The sequence below is a fragment of the Aeromonas media genome (assembly GCF_000819985.1).
In the GTDB taxonomy this organism is placed as follows: domain Bacteria; phylum Pseudomonadota; class Gammaproteobacteria; order Enterobacterales; family Aeromonadaceae; genus Aeromonas; species Aeromonas media.
Window position 1 is genome coordinate 50,302 of sequence record NZ_CDBZ01000226.1, and the last position, 23,197, is coordinate 73,498.

The 23,197-nt window shown below is 60.9% G+C and carries 20 protein-coding genes and 1 pseudogene; 12 read left to right on the plus strand and 9 right to left on the minus strand.

Going from position 1 to position 23,197, the window contains the following annotated elements; translation table 11 throughout:
• Positions 1-55: 55 nt before the first annotated feature.
• From BN1127_RS20385 to BN1127_RS20395, 3 genes are read right to left on the minus strand one after another with little or no spacing between them, the layout of a single operon-like run.
• On the minus strand, positions 56-844 hold the full coding sequence (locus BN1127_RS20385; protein WP_042650659.1) for an SDR family NAD(P)-dependent oxidoreductase: 789 nt from the start codon (positions 842-844) through the stop codon (positions 56-58).
• Positions 845-895: 51 nt separating this feature from the next.
• Positions 896-1,900, minus strand: a complete 1,005-nt coding sequence (locus BN1127_RS20390) for an NADP-dependent oxidoreductase (RefSeq protein WP_042650660.1) — start codon at positions 1,898-1,900, stop codon at positions 896-898.
• A gap of 11 nt (positions 1,901-1,911) precedes the next feature.
• Positions 1,912-2,862 (minus strand): alpha/beta fold hydrolase, encoded by a 951-nt coding sequence (locus BN1127_RS20395; protein WP_082030188.1) that lies wholly within the window; start codon positions 2,860-2,862, stop codon positions 1,912-1,914.
• A gap of 109 nt (positions 2,863-2,971) precedes the next feature.
• On the opposite strand from BN1127_RS20395, the gene BN1127_RS20400 reads away from it, so the two are divergent.
• From BN1127_RS20400 to BN1127_RS20430, 6 genes are all read left to right on the plus strand, one after another.
• On the plus strand, positions 2,972-3,409 hold the full coding sequence (locus BN1127_RS20400; RefSeq protein WP_226170909.1) for a winged helix-turn-helix transcriptional regulator: 438 nt from the start codon (positions 2,972-2,974) through the stop codon (positions 3,407-3,409).
• Between the two features lie 330 nt (positions 3,410-3,739).
• A complete protein-coding gene (gene kdpA, locus BN1127_RS20410; protein ID WP_042650662.1) occupies positions 3,740-5,419 on the plus strand; it encodes a potassium-transporting ATPase subunit KdpA in 1,680 nt (559 codons plus the stop codon).
• A 67-nt stretch (positions 5,420-5,486) separates the two neighbouring features.
• A complete protein-coding gene (gene kdpB / locus BN1127_RS20415; protein ID WP_042650663.1) occupies positions 5,487-7,544 on the plus strand; it encodes a potassium-transporting ATPase subunit KdpB in 2,058 nt (685 codons plus the stop codon).
• A gap of 157 nt (positions 7,545-7,701) precedes the next feature.
• Positions 7,702-8,217 carry a potassium-transporting ATPase subunit C gene (locus BN1127_RS20420; RefSeq protein WP_042650664.1) on the plus strand — a complete coding sequence of 172 codons (516 nt, stop codon included), beginning with the start codon at positions 7,702-7,704 and terminating at the stop codon, positions 8,215-8,217.
• Between the two features lie 194 nt (positions 8,218-8,411).
• A complete protein-coding gene (locus tag BN1127_RS20425; protein WP_042650665.1) occupies positions 8,412-11,000 on the plus strand; it encodes a sensor histidine kinase in 2,589 nt (862 codons plus the stop codon).
• A gap of 50 nt (positions 11,001-11,050) precedes the next feature.
• Positions 11,051-11,734 carry a response regulator gene (locus BN1127_RS20430; RefSeq protein WP_042650666.1) on the plus strand — a complete coding sequence of 228 codons (684 nt, stop codon included), beginning with the start codon at positions 11,051-11,053 and terminating at the stop codon, positions 11,732-11,734.
• A gap of 4 nt (positions 11,735-11,738) precedes the next feature.
• On the opposite strand, the gene BN1127_RS20435 is transcribed toward BN1127_RS20430, so the two are convergent.
• On the minus strand, positions 11,739-12,866 hold the full coding sequence (locus BN1127_RS20435; RefSeq protein ID WP_042650667.1) for a multidrug effflux MFS transporter: 1,128 nt from the start codon (positions 12,864-12,866) through the stop codon (positions 11,739-11,741).
• A 92-nt stretch (positions 12,867-12,958) separates the two neighbouring features.
• Here BN1127_RS20435 and BN1127_RS20440 point away from each other — a divergent pair, with 92 nt between their 5' ends.
• The gene (locus tag BN1127_RS20440; protein WP_042650668.1) at positions 12,959-13,747 is read left to right on the plus strand and encodes an AraC family transcriptional regulator; all 789 of its coding nucleotides are present in this window, start codon (positions 12,959-12,961) and stop codon (positions 13,745-13,747) included.
• Here the strand turns inward: BN1127_RS20440 and BN1127_RS20445 are convergent.
• The gene (locus BN1127_RS20445) at positions 13,713-13,946 is read right to left on the minus strand and encodes a hypothetical protein (protein WP_042650669.1); all 234 of its coding nucleotides are present in this window, start codon (positions 13,944-13,946) and stop codon (positions 13,713-13,715) included. The two genes, BN1127_RS20440 and BN1127_RS20445, sit on opposite strands and share 35 nt — an antisense overlap.
• A 282-nt stretch (positions 13,947-14,228) precedes the next feature.
• Here BN1127_RS20445 and BN1127_RS20450 point away from each other — a divergent pair, with 282 nt between their 5' ends.
• Complete coding sequence (locus tag BN1127_RS20450; protein WP_042650670.1) at positions 14,229-15,482, plus strand: valine--pyruvate transaminase; 1,254 nt, start codon at positions 14,229-14,231, stop codon at positions 15,480-15,482.
• Positions 15,483-15,565: 83 nt separating this feature from the next.
• Here BN1127_RS20450 and BN1127_RS20455 read toward each other — a convergent pair whose 3' ends face one another.
• Together BN1127_RS20455 and BN1127_RS20460 are read right to left on the minus strand one after the other, a co-directional pair.
• Entirely contained in the window at positions 15,566-16,006 is a 441-nt protein-coding gene (locus tag BN1127_RS20455; RefSeq protein ID WP_042650671.1) for an Hsp20 family protein, read from the minus strand.
• Between the two features lie 92 nt (positions 16,007-16,098).
• Positions 16,099-16,512 carry an Hsp20 family protein gene (locus BN1127_RS20460; RefSeq protein WP_025325189.1) on the minus strand — a complete coding sequence of 138 codons (414 nt, stop codon included), beginning with the start codon at positions 16,510-16,512 and terminating at the stop codon, positions 16,099-16,101.
• Between the two features lie 280 nt (positions 16,513-16,792).
• On the opposite strand from BN1127_RS20460, the gene BN1127_RS20465 reads away from it, so the two are divergent.
• The 4 genes and pseudogenes from BN1127_RS20465 (at position 16,793) to BN1127_RS20485 (ending at position 19,567) form a co-directional block, all read left to right on the plus strand.
• Positions 16,793-17,563, plus strand: a complete 771-nt coding sequence (locus BN1127_RS20465) for an MBL fold metallo-hydrolase (protein ID WP_042650672.1) — start codon at positions 16,793-16,795, stop codon at positions 17,561-17,563.
• A gap of 94 nt (positions 17,564-17,657) precedes the next feature.
• Positions 17,658-18,368 (plus strand): annotated as a pseudogene (locus BN1127_RS21915) (GlxA family transcriptional regulator); the annotation flags it as partial.
• A gap of 47 nt (positions 18,369-18,415) precedes the next feature.
• Entirely contained in the window at positions 18,416-19,120 is a 705-nt protein-coding gene (locus tag BN1127_RS20480; protein WP_042650675.1) for a helix-turn-helix transcriptional regulator, read from the plus strand.
• 69 nt (positions 19,121-19,189) lie between these two features.
• Positions 19,190-19,567: a VOC family protein gene (locus BN1127_RS20485; RefSeq protein WP_042650684.1), complete on the plus strand. Its 378-nt coding sequence runs from the start codon at positions 19,190-19,192 to the stop codon at positions 19,565-19,567.
• A 118-nt stretch (positions 19,568-19,685) separates the two neighbouring features.
• Here the strand turns inward: BN1127_RS20485 and gyrB are convergent, their stop codons facing one another.
• Positions 19,686-22,097, minus strand: a complete 2,412-nt coding sequence (gene gyrB / locus BN1127_RS20490; RefSeq protein ID WP_042650676.1) for a DNA topoisomerase (ATP-hydrolyzing) subunit B — start codon at positions 22,095-22,097, stop codon at positions 19,686-19,688.
• Positions 22,094-23,197 carry a DNA replication/repair protein RecF gene (gene recF, locus BN1127_RS20495; RefSeq protein WP_005326309.1) on the minus strand — a complete coding sequence of 368 codons (1,104 nt, stop codon included), beginning with the start codon at positions 23,195-23,197 and terminating at the stop codon, positions 22,094-22,096. Before recF ends, gyrB begins: the two co-directional genes overlap by 4 nt.

Below are 23,197 nucleotides of genomic sequence, written 5' to 3' on the forward strand. Positions count from 1 at the left end.
TGACGAGCGGATCTCCTCGCATTGCATCCAAGTCCAATCTGGCGGATTGAGGTGTTCAGGCTTGCGGCTGATATCGTTCGGCCGCATGGGCTTGGCGAAGATCCGACATCAGCCCTTGACGTGCATCATCCAGAGCGGTCCAGCGTTCGGCGACATGAAGCGGCGGAATCGTCACCAACTCGCGGCGATCGAACCCGACCAGTGCGGCATCCACCAGCTCACCCACTTCCATCACCTCGGGGAGAGTGTTGACATCCACACCTGCATGCGCCCAGATTTCGGTGCGGGTTGTGGCCGGCAACACGGCTTGCACGTAGACCCCTTTGGGTGACAGTTCATGAGCCAGCCCCTGCGACAAAAACAGCACGTAGGCTTTGGTCGCACCGTAGAGAGAGATGCCGAACTCGGGCGAAAAACCCACCACCGAACCAATGTTGACGATGCTCCCCGTGCCGGATTGCGCAAGGCGCGGTGCGATTGCTGCGGCGAGCCGCGTCAATGCGGTTATGTTCAGCGCGATCTGGGATTCGATGGCCTCGGGAGATTGCTCCAGAAAATGCCCAGATTGCGGCATGCCTGCATTGTTAATGAGGATACCGATACGTGCGTCATGCCGCAGGCGAGTTTCCAGTGCCGGCAGCTCTGCCGAATTGGTCAGGTCAGCATGCAGCACCTCAACGGCAATCTGGTGTTGCTCACGCAGGCGCATGGCCAGCGCATCCAGCCGCGACTTGTTGCGCGCAACAAGAACAAGATCGTGGCCACGGCGAGCAAAACGTTCGGCATAGGTGGCACCGATACCGCTGGAGGCGCCGGTGATAAAGACAGTCGGAAGTGTGGTCATGTTATTTCCTTGATATGAGTTGCGTGGGTGAACGAGCCAATGCAGCCGTGATCACGGCTTGATGCTGACGACGACCTTGCCCCTGGCGTGGCCCTTGGCAAGGTACTCCAGCGCTTCTTTGGCCTGGTCGAACGGGAATACCTTGTCGATGACCGGCTTGATGCGTTGAGCGTCGAGCAGTTCGCCGATTTCGGTGAGTTGGTCACCATCGGGACGCACAAACAGGAACGAGTAGGCGACGTTCCGCTTGTTCGCCCGCGACCTGATTTTTCTGCTCATCAACCCGAACAGGAGGCGGAGCAATACGTTCAGCCCCCGGGCACGCGCGAAGGCAGCATCCAGCGGGCCGGTGAGGGAGATAATCTTGCTGCCCGGCTTGAGGATATCGATGGCTTTTTCGATCGCATCTCCCCTGACCGTCCCCAGCACGGTGTCGTAGCCGTGCAGTTGGTGCTCGAATGCCTGTTGCTTGTAATCGACCACCTCATCGGCCCCCAGCTCGCGCACCAGCTCGATGTTACCGGTGCTGACGGTGGTGCCCACCTTGGCCCCCAGCAGCTTGGCAAGCTGGATAGCAAAGGTGCCGATGCCACCGGATCCGGCAGGGATAAACACCTTCTGGCCAGCCTGCAGATTGGCGCGCTCCTTCAGTGCTTGCCATGAGGTGAGCCCGACCATCGGGATCGAGGCGGCTTGCACGAAATCCAGATTGGCTGGTTTCAACGCCGCTGCGCGCTCAGGCACCACCGCAAATTCGGCCAGCGATCCGGTACCGAGATCGAAAATAGTGGCGAAAACGGCATCGCCCGGTTTGAAACGGGTCACCTGACTGCCAACCTCGGTCACGACACCGGCCAGATCGCAGCCCAATGTGGCGGGAAGCTGAAAATGAAGCACAGGTTTGAACATTCCGGTCGGAATCATGTTGTCGATCGGGTTCAGGCCGGCGGCATAAACCTGAACCAGCAGTTCGTCCGCCTTCAGCACAGGACGGGGGATATCCGTGATCCCAATCTCCGGCGACTTGCCGTAGCGTTTGAATGTGAGTGCTTTCATGGTTCGGTCATTTATCCTTGGCTGTGCATCGGGGTCAGGTCTGCGTCATCCGCGAGGAAGGCCAGCACCTCGGGTACAAAGGCCCGATAGTGCTGAAAGACGCCACCGTGCCCCGAGTCGGGGTAAATCGTCAGTCGGGCATTCGGCAACCGGCGAGCCATGTCTGCTGACAGTCGGCTATCGACCATCAGGTCATGGTCACCATTGGCCACGAACACCGGTTGTGTGATGACCGAGAGATCATCCGGCACACTCAATCCAGCACTCCGGATCGCCTTGAGCTGGGCATATCTGGCCTGCAGGGAGATGGGCTGGTCACGGTCAGTCGTGCGCTCTTTCAGGCGAGAAAAGTACTCTTTTGCCGCGCGCTTGCCATCCGGTGTGCGGGGGAAAAATAGGAAGTGGCGCGGATCGTTCAGCGTCAATGCCGCTTTGAGGTAGGCGGTGGCGGCAATCTTGTTGATCTCGTCGATACCGCCACCTCCCCGCGGCCCGGTTCCGGCAAGCACAATCCGGCGCACCAGATCCGGCGCCTGCAAAGCCACCATTTGCGCTACACCACCGCCTAACGAAAACCCGAGCAGATCGACCTGCGGCAATCCCATGGCGCGAATAAAGGCGATGGCATCACGTCCCATCTCCTCGATGGTATGCGGAACCACGCCACCCGAGGCGCCGACTCCGCGATTATCGAAAGCGATAACCCGGCGCTTCGCGGCGATGCCGTCGATAACACCGGGATCCCAGTCATCGAGTACCGCCATCAGATGGTGCAAAAAGATCACCGGCACACCGGTGTCGGGGCCCAGCGCCCGATAGGCAAAAGATGTTCCGTTCACATCAAGGGTGCGGGTCGGCACATCTTTCCAATGCATATGCCCTGTCTGACGTAGTGTGGTCACCGGGCGGTGACCGGCAGATCTCCCAGTTATCGAGGCGATCCCCATCTTCTTTGTAACCATGTCCGAGATCTCCGTGTTGGGTGGATTGTTTGTGGTTGCAGTGTTACTATCAAATTGATATCAACTTACTATCAATTCACAACCAAGTCACTATCAAAACAGTATGAACATGAAAAAAAGTTACGATACCCCATGCCCAATCGCGCGCAGCATGGCGATTGCTGGTGATGCATGGAGCATATTGATCCTGCGCGATGCCCATGCCGGTCTCACTCGCTTTGACCAATTTCGGAAAAGTCTGGGGATAGCACCCACGATGTTGACCCGCCGACTGGCGACGTTGACCGAAGAGGGCTTGCTGGAAAAAAGGCTTTATTCTGAACATCCACCCCGTGAGGAGTATCTGCTGACCGCCGCCGGTCGCGATTTTCTACCGATACTCTTCATGATTGGTGAGTGGGGTCGCCAATATCGGGGCGACGACAACATGATCCGTTTCTTCGATATGGAGGCCGGCACAGAAATCAAAGCCATCGTGGTCGATGAAGTGACCGGGGCAAAAATTGGGACCCGCCCGCTGCGCGTGGTGATGCCTGATGAAAACTGACAGATGATTTGGCAATCGCATCGTCTTTCACCCAAACCCGGTCCAGGCCGGGTTTTTTGATCCCTCCCCACCCGATCTCCTCTGAAACCGGTGTTCTTTACGCCGATTTTACGCTCCCCAAATGCCCCTTTATGGCGCCTTTACGGCCGTTTTACATACCCTTTCAGCGTCAATGACACCAACGGAGTCGATATGGATATGCATCGACTCTCGGCGCTAATTATCTCAACGGAGTCGTTATGAATTGGCTATACCTGCTGCTGATCCTCGCTCTGATCGGTTATCTGATGCGTGCACTGATGCACAGCGACCACGAGTGAGGGATCTGATATGTGGCAAGAAATAATCTATCCGGTGGCCTTCGTGCTGCTGGTCCTGCTGCCGGCACCCCTGCTCGGCAGCTATATGTATCGTGTGTTCGAGGGCAAGAGCCGCTGGCTCGCGCCGGTCGAGCGCGCCACCCTGGCCTGCTGTGGCACGGACGGACGGGAGCAGGACTGGAAGTCCTACGCCCTCAGCCTGCTGGCCTTCAACGGCGCCGGATTCGGTCTGCTGTTCCTGATCCTGATGGCCCAGGGCCTGCTGCCCCTCAACCCGCAACAGCTGCCGGGCCTGAACTGGCAACTGGCCTTCAACACCGCGGTCAGCTTCATGACCAACACCAACTGGCAAGCCTATTCCGGTGAGGCCAGCCTCTCCTACTTCAGCCAGATGGTGGGGCTCACCACCCAGAACTTCGTCTCCGCCGCCACCGGTGCCACCGTCGCCGTCGCGCTGTTCCGCGGCCTCTCCCGCCAGCAGACCATACACCTTGGCAACTTCTGGCAGGATCTGGTGCGCTTCTGCCTCTATGTGCTGCTGCCCATGGCGTTGATCATGGCGCTGCTGCTGGTGTGGCAAGGGGTTCCCCAGAGTCTGTCGGCCTATCTGCCGTTCCACGCCCTGGAAGGTCAGGAGCAACTGTTACCGCTCGGCCCTGCCGCCTCGCAGATCGCCATCAAGCAACTCGGCTCCAACGGCGGCGGTTTCTTCGGCGTCAACTCGGCCCACCCGTTCGAGAACCCGACCGCCCTATCCAACTGGCTGGAGATGGTCGCCCTGCTGACCATTCCCGCCGCCCTGGTCTGTACCCTGGGTCGTTATGTGAAGGATACCGGCCACGGCCGCGCCATCCTCACCGCCATGACGCTGCTGTTCGTGCTGGGGCTCGGTCTGTCCGTCTATCAGGAACTGCAACCGGATCCGGCGCTCGCCCAGCTCACCACCCAGGCAGGCAACTGGGAAGGCAAGGAGAGCCGTTTCGGCCCTGTACTCTCCAGCATCTGGGAAGTGGCGACCACATCGGCCTCTAACGGCTCTGTCAACGCCATGCACGACAGCTTCACCCCGCTGGGTGGCATGGTCGGCATGATCAACATGCTGCTGGGTGAGGTCATCTTCGGCGGCGTGGGTGCAGGTATCTACGGCATGATGCTGTTCGTGCTGTTGACCGTGTTCCTGTGCGGCCTGATGGTGGGACGCACCCCGACCTATCTCGGCAAGCGTCTCGGGATCACCGAGATGAAATGGGTAGTCGCCAGCATGCTGGTGATGCCGGTCGGGGTTCTGGTGATCGGCGGGGTAACGCTGCTGATGCCGGATGCCGCCACCATCATGGGTCACGACGGTCCTCACGGTCTGTCACGCCTCATCTATGCCTACGCCTCGGCCGCCGGCAACAACGGCTCGGCCTTCGGGGGCTTCGCCGCCGCAGACAACTGGCAGTGCGTCGCCATCGGTCTGGCCATGCTGCTCGGTCGCTTCGGCTACATCATTCCGGTACTGGCCATCGCAGGTCAGCTCTCGCGCGCCTCCCAACAGGATGCCGGCGAGGGTGACTTCCCCATCCGCGGTCCGCTGTTCATCACCTTGCTGATCATCACAGTGCTGCTGATAGGCGGTCTCTCCTTCCTGCCGGTACTGGCGCTGGGCCCCGTCGCCGAGCATCTCCTGATACTGGGAGCGCTCTGATGACCCTGTGCATGTCAGTCACTTTACCGATGCCAATGACCGAACATCTGATGCTGGGAGCATTCAAATGAGCAAGTCCATCTCCATCCCTGCCCGCACCGAAAAGGTGAAGGGCAAGAAACAGACCTCACAAGTCGTGCAGGCCATGATCGAAGCCTTCTATCGCTTCAACCCCAGGGCGCTGTTTGGCAGCCCCATACTGTTCACCCTCTGGCTGGCCGCCGTGATGGCGACCGTGGAGTCCCTGCTGGGCCAGCCCCTGTCCGGGGTCACTCCCAGCCTGGCCTGGCAGCTGACGGCCTGGTTGTGGCTGACCCTGTGGTTTGCCAACTTCGCCGAAACTCTGGCAGAAGGCCGCGGCAAGGCGCGGGCCGACAGCCTGAAGGCGGACATGAGCCAGCTCCAGGCACGCAGGGTGAGGGATCCGAAAGATGGCCAGGGCGAATGGGTCGCGGCCACCAGCCTGCAAAAAGGGGATCTGGTGCTGGTGCGCAGCGGCGAGATGATCCCGGCCGACGGTGAAGTCGTTGCCGGTATCGCCTCCGTCAACGAGGCCGCCATCACAGGTGAATCCGCCCCCGTCATCCGCGAGTCCGGCACCGACCGCAGCGGCGTGACCGGCAACACCACTGTGGTGTCCGACGAGATCTGGGTCCGTGTGACCAACAATCCCGGCGAGAGCACGCTCGACAGAATGATCGCGCTGGTCGAGGGAGCCAAGCGCCAGAAGACCCCGAACGAGATGGCACTCGATGCCCTGCTGGTGGGTCTGACCCTGATCTTCCTGCTAGTGGTCGCCACCCTGCCCTGGTTCCTCGACTACAACGGCACCCAGGTACCGCGGCTCTACCTGCTGGCCCTCTTCATCACCCTGATCCCGACCACCATAGGAGGCCTGCTCTCCGCCATCGGCATCGCCGGCATGGACCGGCTGGTGAAACTGAACGTGATCGCCAAGTCAGGTCGTGCCGTGGAAGCCGCCGGTGACGTGCGCACCCTGCTGCTGGACAAGACAGGCACCATCACCTTCGGCAACCGCATGGCCGACGAGCTGATCCCAGCCCCCGGTGTCGATCCCTCCCTGCTGGCCCAGGCCGCCATGCTGGCCTCCCTCGGCGACAACACCCCCGAGGGCAAGTCCATCCTGACCCTGGCTGGCAAGAGCATGGCCAAGCCGAGCCAGCTCGAGAGCGACAAGGTGATTCCCTTCAGCGCCGAGACCCGGTTGAGCGGTCTGGATCGCAACGGTCATCAATATCGCAAGGGGGCCGTGGATGCGGTGCTCAACTACCTCTCCCTCGATCGCAAGGGAGTGCCCGAGCTTATCCTGAAGGCGGTCGACAACATCGCCCGTCAGGGCGGTACCCCGCTGCTGGTCTGCACCCACGAGCAGTTGCTGGGGGTGGTGTACCTCAAGGACATCATCAAGCCAGGCATCAAGGCCCGCTTCCAGATCCTGCGTCACATGGGGATCCGCACCGTGATGATCACCGGGGACAACCCGCTGACCGCTGCCGCCATCGCCGCCGAGGCCGGGGTGGATGACTTCATCGCTGAGGCAACCCCGGAGAAGAAGCTGGCCTATATCCGTCAGGAGCAGGCCGATGGCCGCATGGTCGCCATGTGCGGTGACGGCGCCAACGACGCACCGGCCCTGGCCCAGGCGGACGTGGGGCTGGCCATGAACGAAGGCACCCAGGCCGCCAAGGAGGCGGGCAACCTGGTGGATCTGGACTCCAACCCCACCAAGCTGCTGGACGTGGTGCTGGTGGGCAAGCAGTTGCTGGTCACCCGGGGCGCCCTGACCACCTTCTCCATCGCCAACGATGTGGCCAAGTACTTCGCCATACTGCCGGCCCTCTTCATCGCTGCCTACCCGCAGCTGGGGGCACTGAACCTGATGCAACTCGGCAGTCCAGAGAGCGCCATACTGTCGGCCATCATCTTCAACGCCCTGATCATAGTGGCGCTGGTACCGCTGGCGCTGCGGGGGGTCAACGTGAAGGGCTCCGCCGCCAGCCTGCTGCGCCGCAACCTGTTGATCTATGGTCTCGGTGGCCTGGTCGTGCCCTTCATTGGCATCAAGCTGACCGATCTGGTCATCACCGGCCTGGGGCTGGTGTGATGAAAACGCCGCACGATGGTATCCACAGCCAGATCGTGCCCCCATACATGGGCATCAAGCTGACCGACCTGGTCATCACAGGCCTGGGTCTGGTGTAACCACATAACGGGTGCAAGCCTGGCCTGCACCCCATCAATCTGTTTGGAGCAAGAGAATCATGATAGCAATCAGAACCCTGCTGACCCTGACCCTGCTGCTGGGTGTCGGCTACCCCTTGGCCGTCACCGGACTGGCCCAGCTGTTGTTCCCCTGGCAGGCCAACGGCAGCCAGCTGACCGATGCCAAGCAGCAGCTGATCGGCAGCGCCCTGCTGGCGCAAAAATTCGAGCGGGCGGAGTACTTCCACTCCCGTCCCTCCGCCAGCGACTTCACCACCATAGGCAGCGGCGCCAGCAACCTGGGGATGAGCTCCCCCCTGCGCAGCGAATTTGCCAAGGCACAGGGTAATGACCAGTCCCCCGCCATGCTGACCCGCTCAGGTTCGGGCCTGGATCCCCACCTGCCCCTGGATGCCGTGCTGGCCCAGGTGGATCGCGTCGCCAAGCAACGCGGGCTGGATCCCGCTTCCCTGACGGAGCAGGTCAAGTCGTCGACACAAGCTGGTATCCTTGGCCCCCAGGTGGTCAACATACTCCAGTTGAATCTGTTGCTCGATCAGCACAAGGACGCATGATGGCGCGCCAGGCTGCCCCGAGTTGGAGGGCGACCCAGATTGTCGAACCGAGCCGGCAGTTGCTCCATAAGGATGATGATGCGTGATGTGGTAAAAGCGGGTGCCTTGCTGGCAAGCATGAAGCAGGAGCACGGGAATGCGTGATGAGGTACAGGCGGGTACCTTGCTGGCAGGCATGAAGCAGGAGTACATGGATGCGTGATGAGGCTCGGGCCGACGCCTTGCTGGCAAGCCTGGAACAGGAACACAAGGGCAAGCTGAAGGTCTTTCTCGGCGCCGCCCCCGGCGTAGGCAAGACCTACGCCATGTTGCAGGCGGTGCGGGAACAGGCCAGGGAAGGAGTCGACATTCTCATCGGCGTGGTCGAGACCCACGGGCGCCAGGAGACCCTGGCGCTGCTCGACAAGCTCGCCATCCAGCCACGCAAGCTGCATCACCACCGCCAGCAACGACTGGAGGAGATGGACCTGGATGGCTTGCTCGAACGCAAGCCCGCCATCGTAGTGGTGGATGAGCTGGCCCACACCAATGCTCCCGGCAGCCGCCACGAGAAACGCTGGCAGGATGTGGAGGAGTTGCTCGGCGCCGGCATCGACGTCTACTCCACCCTCAATGTTCAGCACCTGGAAAGCCTCAACGATCTGGTGTGGCAACTGACCGGGGTCAGGGTCAAGGAGACCCTGCCCGATCAGGTACTGCTGGAGGCGGACAGCATAGTCCTCATAGACCTGCCCCCCAAGGAGCTGCTTGGCCGGCTCAAGGAGGGCAAGGTCTATGTGCCCCATCAGGCCAAGGCCGCCCTGCAATCCTTCTTCTCTCTCAACAACCTGACCGCCCTGCGCGAGCTGGCGATGCAGACTGCCGCCAGCCACGTGGAAGGGGATTTGCAACTGCAGTGGCAGGCGGCGGGCAAGACCACACTGCCGCTGCGGGGCAAGCTGATGGTCTGCCTCGGGGATCAACACGGGGCCGCCCTGGTACGTTACGGCCACCGTTTCGCCCAGCGCCGCCAGCTGCCCTGGCTGGTGGTACACATCGACAGCAAGGGGCAACGTTCCCCTGAGCTGGAGCAGGCGCTGGCGCTGGCCTCCCAGCTGGGTGCCAGGGTGCTTACGCTCTCCAGCCCGGCGGTCGCCGACGCCCTGCTGGAGACAGCCGAACAGCAGCAAGTCTCACAACTGTTGCTTGGCAAGCCCCACAGCCCACCCTGGCGCCGCTCCCTGGTGCAACACCTGCTGAAACAGGCGCAGGGATTCGAGATCACACTGGTGGACACCGGGAAGCGCAAACCCAGCCTGAAGCTGCACCCTGCAGGCCCCAGGGAGATCCGCCAAAGCCTGCTGGCCCTGCTGATCATGGGAACGACCTCGGCCATCGCCTGGGGGTTCTCTCACTGGCTACCCTCCGCCTCCCTGCCACTGCTGTTCGTGCTGGGGGTGCTCGCCACTGCCCTCTCCACCAGCCTGGTGCCCGCCATCCTGGCGGCCGTGCTGGGGTTCGTCGGCCACAACCTGCTGTTCACCGCCCCCTACTTCTCCCTGAGCGTCGCCAACCACAGCGACCTGCTCAATCTGTTCGTGCTGCTCATCGTCGGCATGACGGCCGGGCGGCTCGCCTCCCGCCAGCGCCAGCAACTGGTGGGCTTGCGCGAGACCCAGCAGCTTGGCAACGCCCTGCTCTCTCTCAGCCAGGGATTGGCCACCGCCAGCAGCCCGGTGGAGGTGCTCAGGCAGGGTACCCAGGCCATCTCCCTGGCCCTGGGACAACCCGTGTTCGCCCTGGATGAGGAGTACCAATACAGGGCCGGAGACGAGGTGCGGGGACCTGGCCAGACCGACAAGGCCGCCATCGACTGGTGCCTAGCCCAGAAGCAGAGCGCGGGGGCTCACACCGCCACCCTCAATGCGGCAGAGGCCCAGTACCACCACCTCACCGATGAACTGGTGCTGGGGATCCGGCTGGCCAGCCCACTCGTCTCCTCCGCCGAGCACCAGTTGCAGGCGTTGCTCACCGACATCCGTGCCGCCCTGGCGCGGATCGATCTCAACGAGCGGTTGGCCGACAGCCAGTTGCAGGCGGAGACGGATCGGATGCGTGCCGCCCTGCTCTCCTCGGTCTCCCACGATCTGAAGACACCGCTCGCCACCATCATGGGGGCCGGCAGCACACTGCTGGAATACGGTGACCGGATCAGTGCCGAGGATCGCAACGAGCTGCTCCACTCGGTGCAGGAGGAGGCGCGCCGCCTGCACAGCTATGTGCAGAACCTGCTGGACATGACCCGCATCGGCTCCCCGGACTTCCAGCTGAAGCGGGAGTGGGTCGACCTCGCCGACCTGGTGGAGAGTGCCCGCAAGCGGCTGGACTCCTCCTGGCGCCAGCACAGGCTGCTGATCCACTTCGATCAGCAGATCCCACAGCTCTATGTGCATGGCGCCCTGATCGAGCAGGTGCTGGTCAACATCCTCGACAACGCCTCCCGCTACTCGCCAGCCGGCACCCCCATAGAGTTCAAGGTGATGCTGGCGGACCCCGACCTCATCATCGACATCATCGATATCGGGGTTGGCATCGCGGAATCGGATCGGGACAAGATCTTCAATCTGTTCTACACCCAGCCGGTGGGGGATTGCGGCAGTCGCGGCACCGGACTTGGACTCGCCATTTCCCGCGCCATGATAGAGGCCCACGGTGGTCGCATCTGGGCATTTGCCGGCCCCAACGGCAACGGCACCTGCATGCGCATCTCACTGCCGCTCTCCCTCAACTCACCTGAGGTATGATGCGTACATTTCGGGTTCCTGACCCTTCAACACTCGCCTCTGGAGGTTAGATGGCTCATATCCTGGTCATAGATGATGAAGCGGCCATTCGTCGCTTTCTGCGGATCAGCCTGATTGCCGAAGGGCACCAGGTGAGCGAGGCGGTGGGTGTCAACGAAGGGCTGGCGCAGTATCGCCACCTCAATCCCGATCTGGTGATCCTGGATCTCGGTCTGCCGGACGGGGACGGTATCCAGATCTTGCAGGCCATCCGCGAGCACCAGCCCAACCCAGTGCTGGTACTGTCGGCTCGGGATTCGGAACAGGAGAAGGTACGGCTGCTGGATGCGGGGGCCAACGACTACATGAGCAAGCCGTTCGGCATCGGGGAGATGATGGCCCGCATCCGCGCCTTGCTGCGCCAGCGAGCCGGGGTCAGCAGCGGCGAATGCCGCCACTTCCCGCAATGTGGTCTGAGCCTGGATACCGGCAGTCACAAGGTGACCATGAAGGATGAAGAGATTTCCCTGTCTCGCAAGGAGTTCGCCCTGCTGCAGGCCCTGGTGTGTCACCCCGGCAAGCTGGTGATGCAGACCCAGCTGCTCAACGACATCTGGGGGCCAAGCCACAAGGAAGATACCCACTATCTGCGCATCGTCATCGCCAGCCTGCGCAAGAAGCTGGGGGATAACCCCCAGCAACCCAGTCTGATCGAAACCGAACCCGGTATCGGTTACCGTTTTATCGGTAGCTGACGTTTCACGTGGAACGCCGTCCGCTGCACAGTACGGCCACCAGACCACAGCCAAGGATCAGCAGACCCAGATCCTGCAAACCGGCGGCCAACGCCAGCCCCAGGCTGAGGAGCAGGTAGTAGGCCAGCCCGAACAGGGCACCGGCGCTGCCTGCCACCTCCCGATAAGCCAGCAAGGCCTGACTCAATACGTTGGGGATAGCGATACCGTAGGCCACCACAACGCCCATCATGGGCAGCAGGAACCAGAGCGAACTCTGACTAACCCACACTGCAGCACCCGCTCCCAGTGCCAGCGATGCGGCCAACTGGATGAGTGAGGCCGGTTGCCACCCTTTGCCCAGCAGGCGCTTGTTCAGCAGGCTGCCGAGCAGGGTCGCCAACGCCAGTACGGCACCGGAATAACCAAACTCGCTGGCACTCCACCCCTGCTCTGCGAACAGAAAGGGCGCTAGGCTGTAGTAACCGAACAGCATGGTATTGAACAGGGCGACTAGCAGGGCGCTGCGCCAGAGTCCACCATCCCGAGCCATCCGGCACGCCAGTGGCCACAGGGCAATACTGGTCGTGGTTTCTGGACGGGTTTCCGGCAACCGCCAACTGGCGATCAATCCCAGCACCAGGGCCAGCACCATCAGGCCGCTGAAGACCCCCAGATAACCAAACTGCTCGGCCAGCAGACCACCACTCACCAGCCCCAGCACAGGGCTGATGGACAGGGCCGCCCCCATCACAGAGAAGACCTTGGCCAAATCACTGCCCTGGTAGCTGTCACGCAGCATGGTCTGGGTCACGACCGATCCCACGGCGGCCCCAAAGGCCGAGATGATCCTGGCCAGCAGCAAAGTTTCAAATTCGGTCGCCAGCAACGCCAGCAAGGTACCGAGTCCGTAGGTCAACAGACCGGCCAGCATGGCCGGGCGCCGCCCTATCAAATCACAGAGCCGACCCCAGCAGACCACACCCACGGCAAACGCCAGAAAATAGACCGACAGGGTCTGGGAGGCCTGCCCGTCGCTCACCCTGAACTGGGTAGCGATCTGGGTCAGCGCCGGGCTGTAGATGGTCTCCACTATCTGGGGGAACATCATCAATCCCACCACCAGCCAGAGCGGTGGCAACTTGTTGTTCATGACAAACCTCCTTCACAAGAGGTCGTCATTCTAGAGAGATGCCGATTGTCTGATTACAATAAGCAGGACTATATACATCAAGAATCGGACACATGGCCTTTATTCTTCCCGATCACCCTTTCGACCCCGACCGCCTGAATGGCGGCGTGATCGGCATTGCCTCCGCGCTGGGTTGGCATGATTCCGGCCAACATGTGCATCAATGCCACCAGCTGCTGTTTGCCCAGGCCGGGTGCATGACGATAGAGCTGGGCAACCAAGTCTATCTGTTGCCACCCAGCCGGGCGGCCTGGCTGCCGGCTGGTGTGCCCCATCAGGTTTTGATGCGCGGTGTGGTGGCCTATCGCTCCCTTTACTTCACGCCACAGCCAGAGCTGCCAGCCAGCGTGCAGGTGGTGGCAGTCAATCCACTGCTGCGGGAAATCATTGAACGAATGGCGCTCTGGCCATGGAATAAGCCTGAAGCGGAACAGCGCCTGACATTGGCGCTGTTCATGGAGGAGCTGGCGCAAGCACCGCGGGAAACCTGGCAACTGCCACTACCAACGGATGCGCGACTGGGGGCTTGGCTACAGGAGATAAAGCGGGGCAACATCCTGCCCGAGCGGCTCAACCGGCTGGCCGAGCGGGTGGGTGCCAGTGACAAGACCATAGGCCGCATCTTCATGAAGGAGACCGGCATGAACTATCAGGCCTGGCGCCAGCAGTGGCGATTGTTGCGCGCCATGGAGCTGCTGGCCGAGGCCGTGCCCATCAGCCGGATTGCCACTGCGCTGGAGTTTTCCAGCGACAGCGCCTTCATCAGCTTCTTCAAGCAACACACGGGACAAACTCCCCTGCGTTACCTCAACTCTCGGGGTGAGTCGCATCAGCCGAGCTAGCTTCTACCACCAGGGTATCGAGCGCCAGTGGCTTCAAGTTGCTGAGGGCATCCAGCACCACAGCCCGGGATGCCTGCTGCTGCTGGGCCAGCATTTCCTGCCCCAGTTTGGCGGTATCCAGCTCAGGTCTGAGGTTTTCAGTTGCCATGACATTCAGGCTCAGGGTGCTCATTATCAGGGTGGCGATCAGGGTCTTCATCTGGTTTGCTCCGGTATGGTTGAGATGACCAGAGAGTTATTCCAATAGTCGTGCCAACTATATAAACAGTTGATTTTGTTTAAATAAAATCAAAACAGATATCATTTGAGGCATTCCTTCCCATCTTGTCGGTTATTTTGAAACCCATAAGTGGTTATTTTTACCACATCCATTTTCCTGGGCCCGTTCCACGTGGAACGTCCCATGATTTTGATCGACACCCGCTTTTAAACTGAGCTATGGTGCTAGCTCCCCCGTAACTGACTCTGGATCTGTCACCGAATGGAATTCTCCTTGTTCGGCGAGAAGTTCACTCGCCACGCCGGTATTACCCAACTCATGGATGACCTCAATCAGGGGCTGCTCAATCCGGACGCCATCATGCTGGGAGGCGGCAATCCGGCCCCCATCCCCGCCATGCTGGAACGCTTTCAGACCGAGGCCAAGCAGCTGCTCGACAATGGCGAGCTGATCAAGGCCATGGCCAACTACGATGGCCCGCAAGGCAAGGACAGGTTCACCAAGGCGCTGGCCGCCCTGCTCAAGAGAGAGCTGGGCTGGGACATCTCGGCCCGCAACATAGCCCTGACCAACGGCAGCCAGAATGCCTTCTTCTATCTGTTCAACCTGCTGGCCGGCGAGTTCGCCGATGGCCGCAAGAAGAAGGTGCTCTTCCCCCTGGCCCCCGAATACATCGGCTATGCGGACTCGGCCCTGGCGGAGGATCACTTCGTCGCCTACAAGCCCACCATAGAGAAGCTGGCCGACGGCCAGTTCAAATACCATGTGGATTTCGAGAGCCTGGAGGTGGGCGACGACATAGGGGTGATCTGCGTCTCCCGCCCGACCAACCCCACAGGCAACGTGCTGACCGATGAAGAGATAGAGCATCTGGATCAGATCGCCCGCGACAAGGGGATCCCGCTGCTGCTCGACAACGCCTACGGTGTGCCCTTCCCCGGCATCATCTTCAGCGAGGCCAAGCCGTTCTGGAATGCCAACACCATACTCTGCATGAGCCTCTCCAAGCTGGGCCTGCCGGGCACCCGCTGCGGCATCGTCATCGCCGACGAGAAGATCATCCAGGCCATCACCAACCTGAGCGGCATCATCAACCTGGCACCGGGCAGCCTGGGGCCCGCCATCACCATCCCCATGATAGAGAGCGGCGAGATCATCGCCCTGAGTGAGCAGGTGGTGAAACCCTTCTACAAGCAGAAGGCTGACTTCGCGGTCCAGCTGCTGCGAGAAGCCATTCCCGATCCGCGCTTCCACATCCACAAGCCGGAAGGCGCCCTCTTCCTCTGGCTCTGGTTCGAAGGCCTGCCGATCCACTGTCAGGAGCTCTACGAGCGGTTGAAGGCGAAGAACCTGCTGATAGTGCCGGGTCACTACTTCTTCCCCGGCATCGACGATCCCGAATGGCGCCACAGTCAGGAGTGCATCCGCCTGAACTACTCCCAGAGCGAGGAGCTGGTGCGGCGCGGCATCGCCATACTGGCGGACGAGATCAACGCCATTTACCGCGGCAGCTGACTTGCCTGCAGATAAAAGAAAGGCCTGCAATCGCAGGCCTTTCTCGTCTCTGGTGTCAGGCTCCCCGGCCTGACATTCCCGGCTTAGCTCGGCAGCGCCAGCTGATCGGGTTTGCCGATGGGGATGGCGCGAGGCTTGAGTGCCTCCGGCAATTCGCGGGCGAGATCTATGGTCAGCAGACCATGCTCCAGTCTGGCACCTTTAACCTCCACGTGCTGGCTCAGCTTGAAGGCGAGCTCGAAGTCACGCTCGGCAATCCCCTGATGGAGGAACTGACGCTCGCCAGCCGCAACGGCCTTGCGCCCCTTCACTTTGAGGGTGCCGTTTTCGGTCTCCAGCTCCAGCTCGTCGCGCTCGAAGCCAGCCACCGCGACCGTGATGCGGTAGCCGTCATGCTCCCGCTTCTCGATGTTGTAAGGTGGATAGGCCGCCGCCTTCTGGTCGAACAGGCCTTCCAGCTCGCGGGCCATCCGCTCGAAGCCGACGGCATTGGAAGATAGGTGAGAAAAATCGAGGTTACGCATAATCCTATCCTTCTAATAAGCAACAGGTTTGACTCTCCACAGGCCCGTCATCGGCACCCGGGAAATGTGAAAATCGCAGTGAGTTCAGGCTGTCAGCCGTTGATCTCTATCTTGCGGGGCTTCATCGCCTCGGGCACTTCACGGGCCAGATCGATGTGCAGCAGACCATTCTTGAGATCGGCCCCTTTCACCCGCACATAGTCGGCCAGCTGGAAGCGACGCTCGAAGCCGCGCTCGGCTATGCCCTGATAGAGATAGTGGCGCTCGGTGTCAGCCTGCTTGTTGCCTTTCACCGTCAGCAGATTTTCCTGGAAGCTCAGCTCCAGCTCTTCCTGGGTAAAGCCCGCCACCGCCATGCTGATGCGGTAGTCGTTGTCACCCAGCTGCTCGATGTTGTAGGGGGGATAACCAGCATTGCCATTGCTGGCCGCAGATTCGATGAGATTGGCCAGACGATCGAAACCAATGGCAGAACGATAGAGCGGAGAAAAGTCGATAGAACGCATAGTATTACCCTCTTGTGAGCGATAACGGATTGTTTGCCCTCCATATGGACGGGCTCCTGGTCGAAACCTCTGTCGAGCGTTCCGGCCTTGTTACTTATATAGGGGCTCACGTTTTCCTTTCAAGGGATTTTTTTAAGATTTTTTAAATGGCCGCGCCGACCTTTAGCACATCACCCTGTTGGCCCGATAGTGATGATAATCGACCCATGGGCCACTGATGGCAACGCGCTCCGCCCCCCATAATGGGTTGCATATACACCAGCCAATATGGAACCATCCCATGAAGATTACCCAGGTTCGCAACGCCACCCTGCTGCTCGACTATGCCGGCACCCGCTTTCTGATCGACCCCATGCTCTCAGCCAAGGGTGCCTTCCCCGGCTTTGAGGGCACCGCCAACAGCCAGCTGCGCAATCCACTGGTCGAGCTGCCGCTGCCGATCGATGAGCTTGTCGATGTGGATGCCGTTATTGTCACCCACGATCATCCTGACCACTGGGATGATGCCGCCAGAACGTTGGTCCCCAAGCATCTGCCGCTCTTTGTACAACATCAGAAAGATGCCGATGCCATTCGTGCCAGTGGCTTTGAGGATGTCCGCCTGCTGAGCGAGCAGGCCGAATTTGCCGGTATACACCTGCAGCAGACCAGTGGCCAGCACGGCAGCGATCAACTGATGGCGGTACTGGGCGAGCGCATGGGTGAAGTGTGCGGCGTGGTCTTCTCCCACCCAGATGAGCCGAGTCTCTATCTGGCCGGTGATACAGTCTGGAATGCTCAGGTGAAACAGGCCCTGCAACTGCACCAGCCCGAGGTGATCATCCTCAACTGCGGTGATGCCCAGGTGCCGGGGCTCGGTTCCATCATCATGGGCAAGGAGGATGTCGCCGCCGTATATCAGGCTGCACCACAGGCCACCCTGATCGCCAGCCACATGGAAGCGGTCAACCACGCCGTGCTGTCACGCCAGGAGCTGCGCACCTATCTGACAGATCGAGGCATGACGGATCGGGTACGAGTGCCGGAGGATGGCGAGGCTCTCTCACTGTAACTAACAGGGCCATGCCGAACATCGAGCATGGCCCTTAGGCTTTCGGCTGCAAACGCTTATGATGATTGCTCTGCGCAGAGAGGATGCCAACGCCATGCCTTCCCCCATCGTTGCCGTGGTGACCTTCGATCACTTCAGCCCTTTTCACTGCGCAGTCCCCTGCCTCATTTTCGGCGATATCCTGCCGGGTCAGCCGCTGTTCGAGCTCAGGCTCTGCTGTGGTGACGCCAGCATCCATTCCCATTCGACACAAGGTTTCACCATTCAGGCACCCTATGGGCTGGAGGGGCTGACAGAGGCGGACATCATCGTCATCCCCTTCTGGCACGATCCGGCAGTTCGGCCGCCCGTGGCGCTACTCGATGCCCTGATCGCCGCCAGAGCCAGAGGCGCCCGGCTGGTCGGACTCTGTCTCGGCACCTATGTACTGGCCTATGCCGGCCTGCTGGAGGGACGCAGGGCCTCGACCCATTGGGAGTACGAGCAAGACTTCATGAGCCGCTTTCCCGCCGTGCAACTCGATACCAATGCTCTCTATGTGGATGACGAGGGGTTGGTCACCTCGGCAGGCACCGCGGCCGGATTGGACTGCTGCCTCTATCTGGTGCGGCAGTACTACGGCTCGGCCATCGCCAACAAGGTGGCGCGGCGGCTGGTGATCCCGCCCTACCGGGAAGGAGGTCAGGCCCAGTTTATCGAGCAGCCGGTTCCCGCCTCCACCCGCGATACCAGGATGAACCAGTTGCTCGATCATCTGCGCGCTCATCTGGCCGAACCCCATACCCTGGATACTCTGGCGGCCCATATCAACCCGCTATGGCAGGATAACCAAAAATCCCGAGGATACATCCCATGTCCCGTTCCGAACGCCTGCTGGCCCTGCTCCAGCTACTACGCGGCCACCGCTACGCCATCACAGGCACAGAGCTGGCCAGCCGGCTTGGCATCAGTCTGCGCACCCTCTATCGGGACATCGCCACCCTGCAGGCGCAAGGCGCCCATATCGAGGGGGAACCGGGTATCGGCTATGTACTGCGCCCCGGCTTCATGCTGCCGCCGCTGATGTTCAGCGAGGAGGAATTGGATGCGCTGGTATTGGGGTCGCGCTGGGTGGTCGCCCACGGCGACAGCGCCTTGAGTGCATCGGCCAGCAGTGCGCTGGCCAAGATAGAAGCCGTGTTGCCCGCCGACTATCGCCAGCAGCTCCAAAGCAATGCCCTGCTGATCGGCACCTCTCGCGGCGACAGCCCCGTCGACGAGGCTCCACTGCGCAGCGCCATCCGCCAGCAGCGCAAGGTAACCCTGAGCTATCGGGATCTCAAGGAGGAGAGTTCGGAGCGCACCGTATGGCCCTTTGCCCTCGGCTACTTCGAACAGGTGCGGGTACTGGTCGCCTGGTGCCAGCTGCGCCAGGGCTTTCGTCACTTTCGGGTAGATCGCATCACCTGGATGAAACAGGAAGAGAGCCGCTATCCCAAAAACAGAGAGAGCTTGCTGAAAGCATGGCGCGCCACCCAGCAGATCCCGCAACCCAAATTCATTGCTGACAGAAACTGACAGCAGGTGACGCCATGCTGACGGGGTCGGCGCAGATGCGCCCTCCCCGAAACAAGGAGCGTCACCATGTTGTTAGTCCCACCACTCACCATTCTCTATGTCGCCAATCCGGCGCGCAGCGCCCGCTTCTATCACGAGCTATTCGGCCGCCCGCCGGTAGAGGAGTCCCCCACCTTTGCCATGTTCGCGTTCGAATCTGGAGCAAAACTGGCGCTCTGGTCCAACGCCACCGTCGAACCCGCAGCTACCCAGAGTGCAGGGGCCATGGAGCTGGCCTTCCCGCTGCCCGACGAAACCAGTGTCGATACGGGCTTGGCCGAATGGCAGGCTCACGGCCTGACCATCATCCAGCAGCCGACCCGGATGGAGTTTGGCTATACCGGCATGGCGCTTGATCCCGATGGCCATCGCCTGCGCCTCTACTGCCTGGCACCGGGACTAGGCTGAGCCGGAATTATCAACACCAAGGTGGTTTCATGTTTCACGTGGAACGTGCTATTTCCCTCTCCCTGAAAACAAAAAAGCCGCTCACAAGGAGCGGCTTTTTACTGTCTGACCGAGTCGATTAGACGTCGAGGTTGGCGACCCGCAGGGCGTTGGTCTCGATAAAGTCACGACGGGGTTCGACCGCATCACCCATCAGGGTGGAGAAGAGCTGGTCAGCACCGACGGCGTCGTCTATGGTGACGCGCAGCATGCGACGGGCTTCCGGATCCATGGTGGTTTCCCACAGCTGATCCGGGTTCATCTCGCCCAGTCCTTTATAACGCTGGATGTAGATGCCACGCTTGCCTTCGCCCATCAGCCAGTCGACGGCTTCCACGAAGTTGGCCACCGGCTTCACCTTCTCGCCACGCTTGATGAAACCGCCATCCTCGATCAGGTTGGCGATCTCCTTGCCCAGGGAGACCAGCTGACGGTATTCACCGGACTGCAGGAAGTCGTAGCTGAGCGGGTATTCGCGGTCGACACCGTGCTGACGTACCACGGCGTGGGGCACGAACAGACTGCGCTCTTCGTCACGACGAACCTGGATCTGGTACTGGATGCCGTGGTTGCTTTCGTTGAGCACGGCTTCCATTCCCTGGCACCAGGCCAGCAGATCGCTCTCGCTGGCCAGCAGGGTCTCGTTCAACTCAGGCTGATAGATCAGCTGGGTCAGCACGGCATCCGGGGCGCGGCGGGACATGCGGGTGATCAGGTGAGAGACGGCACGGTGCTGGTTGACCAGACGCTCCAGCGCCTCGCCACCGATAGCCGGGGCAGACTCGTTGACGTGCAGGGTAGCACCGTCCAGCGCCATAGAGGTCTGGTACTGCAGCAGCGCATCTTCGTCTTTCAGATACTGCTCCTGCTTACCCTTCTTGACCTTGTAGAGCGGCGGCTGGGCGATGAAGACGTAGCCACGCTCGATGATCTCCGGCATCTGACGGTAGAAGAAGGTCAGCAGCAGGGTACGGATGTGCGCACCATCGACGTCCGCATCCGTCATGATGATGATGTTGTGGTAGCGCAGCTTGTCCGGGTTGTACTCGTCGCGACCGATACCGCAGCCCAGCGCCGTGATCAGGGTGCCTACCTCTTGCGAGGAGATCATCTTGTCGAAGCGGGCCTTCTCCACGTTCAGGATCTTGCCCTTGAGCGGCAGGATAGCCTGGTTCTTGCGGTTGCGACCCTGCTTGGCGGAGCCGCCAGCAGAGTCCCCTTCCACTATGTAGAGTTCGGAGAGGGCCGGATCTTTCTCCTGGCAGTCAGCCAGCTTGCCGGGCAGACCGGCGATGTCCAGAGCACCCTTGCGGCGAGTCAGTTCGCGGGCCTTGCGGGCCGCTTCACGGGCACGGGCCGCATCGATGATCTTGTTGACCACGATCTTGGCGTCGCCCGGGTTTTCCAGCAGGAAGTCCGCCAACTTCTCGCCCATTGCCTGTTCAACGGCAGTCTTCACTTCGGAAGAGACCAGTTTGTCCTTGGTCTGGGAGGAGAACTTAGGGTCAGGCACCTTGACGGAGATGACCGCAATCAGGCCTTCACGGACGTCGTCGCCACTGGCGGCAGACTTGGCCTTCTTGCTGTAGTCCTCTTTGTCCATGTAGGAGTTCAGGGTACGGGTCAGCGCGGTACGGAAGCCCACCAGGTGGGTGCCCCCATCCCGCTGCGGGATGTTGTTGGTGAAGCAATAGACCCCTTCCTGATAGGCGTCGTTCCACTGCATCGCCACTTCGACGCCGATGCCATCCTGCTCGGTGGTGAAGTGAAACACCTTGGGATGGATCGGGGTCTTGTTCTGGTTCAGGTATTCGACGAAGGCCTTGATGCCGCCCTCGTAGCAGAAGTGAGCCTCGCGGCCATCCCGCTCGTCCATCAGGCGGATGGAAACACCGGAGTTCAGGAAAGAGAGCTCACGCAGACGCTTGGCCAGGATCTCGTAGTGATACAGGGTATCGGTAAAGATGGTCGGGCTCGGCCAGAAGCGGACTTCGGTACCTGTGCCCGTGCTGTCGCCAATCTGCTTGAGCGGCGCCTGCGGCTCACCCAGGTGATAGGTCTGCTCGTAGACGTGGCCGTTGCGACGTATGGTCAGCAGCAGCTTGTCAGAGAGGGCGTTCACCACGGAGACACCCACGCCGTGCAGGCCGCCGGATACCTTGTAGGAGTTGTCATCGAATTTGCCGCCGGCGTGCAGCACCGTCATGATGACTTCGGCGGCGGAGCGGCCCTCCTCCTCGTGCATATCGACCGGAATACCCCGGCCGTTGTCACGCACGGAGACGGAACCGTCGGAATGGATCTTGACCTGAATATCGGAGCAGTAGCCAGCCAGAGCCTCGTCAATGGAGTTATCGACGACCTCGAACACCATGTGGTGCAGGCCCGAGCCATCATCCGTATCGCCGATATACATCCCCGGGCGCTTGCGGACCGCATCCAGGCCCTTCAGCACCTTGATATTCGAGGAGTCGTAAGTATTTTCACTCATAGCTTACTCTCTGCCTTCTCTAACGTTTCGGAGATCTTGCCTTGTTCCACGTGGAACAGCTTGCAGTCACTCGCATCCATCATGTCTGCGAGCTGACCGGTATCGATGGCGGTGATAAACACCTGGGACGCGCACTGCTTCAGCCTTGCGGCCAGCAGGCGACGTTTGTCGACATCCAGTTCAGAGGCAAAATCGTCAATTAAAAAAATACAGCCACGGCTGCTATGTTGATTCAAATAGAGCCCTTGAGCCAGTCGCATGGCACAGACCAGCAACTTCAACTGACCCCTGGACAAAATATCCTGAGCGGGTACCCCGTTCGCCTTGAGCCGCACATCCGCCTTCTGCGGACCGACCCCAGTGTACCCCAGCGAACGATCCCGCTCGAACCCCGCCTCCAGCAAGTCGCCGAGGGGAGTCTCTCTCTCCCAGCCCCGATAGAAACCGAGGCTGATGTCGAATTCCGGCAAAAAATCCGCCGTCATCTCCTTGATCAGGGGGGTAATGGCCTGACAATAACTGGCGCGAAACTCCGCCAGTTCACCCCCGAGCCGCACCAGCTCCTGATCCCAGAACGCCAGCTGGCGATACTGGCTGCTCTGGCGCAGCAGAGCATTGCGCTGTTTCAGCAGACGCCGCACCCGTCCCCACAGGGAGAAGAAGGTCGGCTCCTGATGGAAGACGCCCCAGTCCAGCCAGGCCCGGCGAGCCTGAGGCCCGCCGGTCAGCAGGTTGAAGCCATCGGGGTGGATCAACTGCACCGGCAACAGCTCTGCCAGATCGGCTAATCGCTGGGCCTGGGCCCCGGCGATCTTGAGCTGGGTCTCGCCCCCCTTGTCCTTGGCAAGCCCAATGGGCACCTGACGCCCTTCCAGCTCACACTGGGCAAACAGGGTAAAGGCCCTCTCCCCCTGGCGGATGACCCGCCCGGTCAGGTGAGTACGAAAAGAACGACCGAGACCGAGGTAATGAATGGCTTCCAGCACACTGGTCTTGCCGCTGCCATTGCACCCGACCAGAATATTGAGGCCGGGGGACAGCGCGAGACTGGCATGCTGGATGTTGCGAAAGTCGCTGAGCTGGAGTTTGACCAGGGACAC